Genomic DNA, 5,824 nt, shown 5'->3' on the forward strand with positions numbered 1-5,824 from the left:
ATCAGCTGAAGACCAGGTGCCCCCAATGTCGAGGTCTCCCGAGAAGCTCAGCGCCTCGCCTCGATTACCCAAAGAAATGAAACTAAAAGCTCCGTCCGAGGAGAAATAATCCTGCTCGACCACATCACCGTAGTTTTGGGCAAGGGTGTCCGGTTCAGAAGAGCAGCCGGCGACTAGCCCCAAGCCGGCCACGGCGACAATGGCGAGTGCACTTCGCAGCGCCTTTGGCCAAGCAGAGCGCGTCTGGCGGCGACCGCTCGCGCGATTTATTGCGCCTTCTTGCCCCAGGGGCAACATCTCGCCGTCTTTACTGAAGCGCGAGGTCATACTGCTCCTAAATCCACCGCATCAGCCAGCAGCGATGCTGCTGGCTCGACGTATGCGACCTCGCGCCACGGGCGAGAATCGTCTGCGAAAGTTTTGGTGGGTCCTTGTCCTGGCCCTGGCTCTTGCTCTGGCTGAAAACTCGTCACGCTACACAGCGTGCACCGACGGGCTTTGGGTGAGTGCACGAGCGATTCACCGTTCACATGTCGGTGGACCATCCAGATCGGAAGCTGGTGGGAGACCACAACAACTTCCCCTTGGTGGTTCTCGGCCGCGTCACTAATAGCCGCCATCATTCTTTGGAGAATGCTCTTGTAGGACTCGCCCCAGCTGGGGCGAAAAGGGTTCCACAGTTTTGGCCACACCGAGGGGTTCCGCATGATTGCTTTGGCAGATACCCGTGTGCCCTCAAAAATGTTGGTGCCTTCAATGAGTCTGTCGTCAGTGATGATGTCTAGTCCGTGTGCTGCGGCAATGGGTGTGGCGGTCTGCTGGGCACGAAGTAGTGGGCTAGCCAGAACCGCGCTTATGGGCCTGTCGGCAAAATACTGGGCCACGGTTTCTGCCATCTGGTGGCCCCGTGGGGTGAGCCCAAAACCGTCTAAGCGACCGTAGAGAATTCGGTCTGGGTTAGTGACCTCTCCGTGTCGAACGAGGTGAACCACTTCTGCTGGCACAGCCCCAGTCTAGATTCCACACCCGGGAGTGGCCTTGGAGCCCGCCTATCTGAACCTGCTTAGGACACAAAGCTTTTCCACAGTGTGCGCCAGCTTGTTGTGGGCTGAGTGGGTTCTTACCTACGAGACCACAAGTGTCACGGCGAGAAGCGCCAGGATGACCCCGAGGGTGAGGTTGAGGGCTCGGGCTGGAATCTTGCCGGACAGCAGCGAACCAAGGACCACCCCGGGTAGTGACCCGATTAACAAGGTCATCAGCAGTGACCAGTCGACAAGTCCAGAGAGCGAATAGGACACCCCCGCAATCAAGGCATTCGGAATTGCGTGAAGTAAATCTGTTGCCACCAAACGCTGTGGTGGGGTGTTTTCCGGGCTTAACCGAACAAGAAGTGCCATACCGAGCACTCCTGCTCCCACCGACGTCAATGACACACCCATTCCGATACCAAAGCCCCCAACGGGGGCAAGCCAGCCCCGGGCTGGCTTTGGCCCGTGGGAATCCTTCGTGGAGCCTTGGGTTTTGGGGACTGTCGCAGTTTTTTTCGGGGTACCCAAAGCTCGTCGAAGGAGTGTCCATGCCGTGAGTCCCACAAAGAGCACGATCAGCCAGGTCAACCAACGAGCGGCATCTTGAGTGACAAGGGCAACTAGAAAGAGTGAGCCAATTAACACTCCAGGGATACTTCCCGCCCACAGTTTTTTGGTGACCGACCAGTCGACCCGGCCGGCTCGGCCGTGAATGCTCACACCGAGGGCTTTAGTAATGGTGGCAAAAAGCAGGTCAGTGGCAATGGCAACAGGTATAGGAACGGCAAAGAAACCAATGAGCAGTGGGGTCATGAGCGCTCCTGCCCCCACCCCGGTGAGCCCCACAAGAAGGCCCACCACTGAGGAAGCGACGACGAGCAACCAGTCGATATCCACAACAGCATTGTGTCGCATTTTTTGTATTTTTTCTCTTAAAAGCAAAAATAAGTGCCTTTTTTGCTACTAAGGTGTTTTTCGTGGAAAACGCGACATTAGCTGACGAGGTCCTAAGCCGAATCGTCCACGCGGAGCGTGGATCGGTTGACGAGCTCCATGAGCAACTCCACCAAGAGGGCACCGACGTCTCCAGGCGCCACCTCACGCGAGTCCTAGACGATGTTCTAGGCGGCCCTGCCCCTACCGACCTTCATGTATTGACCGACCAAGAAGGTCGCCCCGCGAACCGCCTACTTATTGAACCGCTGTCTGACCACGCCCAACGAAGCAAACAGCGCCTCCTCATCGGACAACTACTCACCCTTTCCGGTGCGGAAGTTCTGGTGGTCAATGACCGCCGAGGAACCAGGTGGTGGGCCAGGGTTTACGAGGGAAAGGACACCGTAGACAAGGCGGCCCCCTCGCCCAAGAATGTCGCGGGTGCTCTGGAGCGAATCCGAGGCTTCTTCGACGTCGACATCATCGTGATCCCCCACGGCACACTTCGCCTACACAGTGATGACAGCCATTCCATTGAGGGCGTTACTGTTGCCGATTTTCTTTATCCACCACTGCCGTATTCGCCGCGTGCTCACGAAGAGGCCGTCTCTGGTGGGGAGCACTCTCACTTAGACGTGTTGGAAGCAGAAAGCATCCGCATTATTCGGGAAGCAATTGCTGTGGCCCAAAACCCGGCCATGTTGTTTTCGTTAGGCAAAGACAGCATGGTGATGTGGACTCTGGCACAGAAAGCATTCTGGCCAGAGCCACCACCATTCCCCCTGGCGCTCATTGACTCCCGCTGGGAGTTCCAAGAGGTCTACCAAGTCCTGGACTACATCAGCAAGAAACCGGGCACCCGGTTTCTTGTCCACACCAACCCGGAAGCGGTTGAACGAAACGTCAACCCGTTCGACTTTGGCTCAGCCGCCCACACCGACATCACCCGAACACAAGGCTTGCGCCAATTTTTGAACGAGCACCGCCCCGACTTCATCTTTGGTGGTGGTCGCCGCGATGAAGAACGCTCCCGCGCGAAAGAGCGGGTGTTTTCGCTGAGATCTGAAACACACGGTTGGGACCCCAAAGCTCAACGGCCAGAGCTATGGAATGCCTACAACACGACACTGTCCAAAGGTCAGAGCATGCGGGTCTTCCCGCTCTCGAACTGGACCGAATTGGATGTCTGGCGCTACATCCAACGGGAACACATTCCTGTTGTCCCACTGTATTTTTCGAAAACCAGGCCGTTTGTGCAGCGAGACGGGGCACTGATCGCCATCGATGATGAGCGATTCCAGTTGGAAGACGGTGAGCGGGTCTATTTCGAACCCATCAGGTTTCGGACATTGGGCTGCTACCCACTGACCGGTGGGGACCGCTCCGGTGCGTCCAGTGTGGCGGACATCATTAGCGAACTGGAGCACACCCGAGTATCTGAGCGAAGCTCCCGAGTTATTGACTCCGATCCTGGCGCCAGCATGGAACAGAAAAAGAAAGAGGGCTACTTCTAATGCCCCAAGAAATTTTCCACATCACTTCCGCGGGAAGTGTCGACGATGGCAAGTCGACCATTTTGGCCAGGCTTCTACTCGACACCGGTTCAGTGTTTGAGGACCAACTGGGCGGAATTGACCCCAAGAAGGTCGACGCCACCACTATTGCGGACTTATTGGACGGTTTGGATAGCGAGCGCGAACAGGGCATAACAATTGATGTGGCCCACCGGTTTTTCGACTCCCCCACCCGCCGATACCACATTGCGGATTCGCCAGGCCACGAGCAATACACGAGGAATATGGCGACCGCGGCGTCGCACGCGGACGCTCTTCTCCTCGTCATTGATGCGAGGGTGGGCCTTAAACCCCAAACCCTCACCCACTTGGGCATTGCCCGCAAGCTGGGTATCTCTCGCTATGTCATCGCGGTCAACAAGATGGACTTAGTCGACTACAAAAAGCGGGTCTTTACGGACATTAGTGCCCAAATAGATGAGCTTTTTGACCAAGAAGACGCTCCCCTTTATGAAGCGATTCCAGTCAGTGGCCTCGCCGGTGACAACGTGGTCCGCGCCACAAAACGCATGAGTTGGTGGAAGGGAGGCACGCTTCTCCAGGCACTGGATACCTTTAGCCTCCCGCGCACCGAAAAAACTGACCCTCTCTTCGCTATCCAGTATGTTCAGCGCGTCCCCGGTGGGGGACGCCGCTACCTGGGCAGCCTGCTCCACGGCACACTCTCCGTGGGGGACCAACTACATTCGCCTCGGTATGCAGCCAAGAGCTTCCGCGCCACGGAACTCATCGCCCACACCCAGCAACAGGACACGGTGAAGGGTCCTGCGGAAATTTCTGTCGCCATCGACGCAGAGGTCGACCTCGAACGAGGTGATGTCCTCTGGGTACCCACACACAATGACCCCAAAAACACTGAGGTCAGCCGCTCAGAACCGGCCGGGGCCAACCATAGTGCTGTCAAAGACAGTGCCATTGAACGCACCGCTGTAGAACACACTGCTCTTGAACACACCGACCAGTTCGAGGCAGATCTTGTCTGGCTGGATGAAGAGCAGGGTTTTCCTGGCCGCACTTACCTACTGAGGCTTGGCCACACCACCACAAAAGCCACCATCACCCGTGCTTTTGATATTGGCCCAGACGGCTCAAAGGCGGGCCAAATTGACCACCTGGGTGCGAACTCTCTCTCGCGGGTGAATATTGAAGCCCACAACAAACTGAGTCTCACCACTTTCCAGAACCTTCGGGAGCTGGGCCGCCTGGTGTTGGTCGATCAGGTGAGTGGAAGTACCGTCGCGGCGGGAGTGGTCAACCACACACTCCGCCGCGCAGACAACCTGAAGGAACACTCCTTCAGTGTGTTGACCGGGGAGCGCAGTGCGCTCACCGGCTACCAGGGCAGGGTGGCCTGGTTCACTGGCCTTTCTGGTTCAGGAAAATCCACCCTGGCCAATGAAGTGTCTGTTGCACTCACCCGAGCCGGGGTTCCACACGCCATTCTTGACGGTGACGGCTTGCGCCTTGGCTTAAACAGGGACCTCGGGTTTAGTGAAGCCGACCGGGTAGAAAACATCCGCCGGGCGGCGGAAGTAGCAGCATTGATGGCCGATTCGGGTCTTGTGGTGTTGGTGAGCCTCATTTCTCCCTACCGCAGTGACCGAGCACACGCGAAGGAAATTGTGGGAGAAGGCCGTTTTGTCGAAGTCTTCGTGGATACTCCGCTAGAAATTTGCGAACGGCGCGACCCGAAAGGGCTCTATCAGAAGGCTCGCGCTGGGTTGATTCCCAACTTCACCGGTATCGGCTCTCCGTATGAAGCCCCTACGACACCCGATATTCGCATCCATCACGAAGTATCACCCTCGGATGCCTCACAGCAGGTCATCGACCGCATTGTCACGCCCGTAGGGCCCATGGGTTCCTAGGGTCCGGAACACGAGGATCACACCGTGAGGTGGCGACACGCCCGAAAACACAATATCTGGGGTAATGACACCGATGTGGTTCCTCATATATAGTGTCTAGTCCAGTCCCCGTAATAAGTTGCAAGGAGGCGGATATGGACCAGGACCGCGTAGGTGGCTACGACGTGCCCGTCGATCCGATGGACATGCTGCAGTGCGACAGCTGCCAGTAACCACATAAGACGTCTGTGAAGCCCTCGGAGCCTGCCAGGCACCGAGGGCTTTGCCTTGTATTCGGGAAAGGGTGACCAGATGGCACAAGTCACCCAAGCACCCCGCAAAGGCCTCCAATCAGAAGCCGAAGTATTGGACTTTGCCGAAAGATCAGTGGGGTTAATCGAATCCCATGAAAACATTTCGAGGCCTGGAAGCCCAC

Annotated in this window: 4 protein-coding genes and 1 pseudogene; 2 read left to right on the forward strand and 3 right to left on the reverse strand. The window is 57.0% G+C overall.

Annotation, left to right across the window (positions count from 1 at the left end):
- The 3 genes and pseudogenes from RI518_RS07455 to RI518_RS07465 all read right to left on the reverse strand — a co-directional run.
- Nucleotides 1–327 (reverse strand): annotated as a pseudogene (locus RI518_RS07455) (hypothetical protein); the annotation flags it as partial.
- A complete protein-coding gene (locus tag RI518_RS07460) occupies nucleotides 324–1,004 on the reverse strand; it encodes a histidine phosphatase family protein (RefSeq protein ID WP_310689760.1) in 681 nt (226 codons plus the stop codon). The pseudogene RI518_RS07455 and the gene RI518_RS07460, both read right to left, overlap by 4 nt.
- A 120-nt stretch (nucleotides 1,005–1,124) precedes the next feature.
- Nucleotides 1,125–1,946, reverse strand: coding sequence for a sulfite exporter TauE/SafE family protein (locus RI518_RS07465; protein ID WP_310689761.1), 822 nt, complete (start codon nucleotides 1,944–1,946; stop codon nucleotides 1,125–1,127).
- 593 nt (nucleotides 1,947–2,539) lie between these two features.
- On the opposite strand from RI518_RS07465, the gene cysD reads away from it, so the two are divergent.
- Together cysD and cysC are read left to right on the forward strand one after the other, a co-directional pair.
- Nucleotides 2,540–3,481 (forward strand): sulfate adenylyltransferase subunit CysD, encoded by a 942-nt coding sequence (cysD, locus tag RI518_RS07470; protein ID WP_310689763.1) that lies wholly within the window; start codon nucleotides 2,540–2,542, stop codon nucleotides 3,479–3,481.
- Nucleotides 3,481–5,409: an adenylyl-sulfate kinase gene (gene cysC, locus RI518_RS07475; RefSeq protein WP_310689762.1), complete on the forward strand. Its 1,929-nt coding sequence runs from the start codon at nucleotides 3,481–3,483 to the stop codon at nucleotides 5,407–5,409. Before cysD ends, cysC begins: the two co-directional genes overlap by 1 nt.
- The last annotated feature ends 415 nt before the right edge of the window (nucleotides 5,410–5,824 follow it).

The sequence above is a fragment of the Pontimonas sp. genome (assembly GCF_031581085.1).
Lineage (GTDB): Bacteria > Actinomycetota > Actinomycetes > Actinomycetales > Microbacteriaceae > Pontimonas.

Bases quoted from the DNA above. Each gene is read 5' to 3' on its own strand.
- RI518_RS07465 (WP_310689761.1), bottom strand. From the start codon at position 1,946: ATGCGACACAATGCTGTTGTGGATATCGACTGGTTGCTCGTCGTCGCT.
- cysC (WP_310689762.1), top strand. From the start codon at position 3,481: ATGCCCCAAGAAATTTTCCACATCACTTCCGCGGGAAGTGTCGACGAT.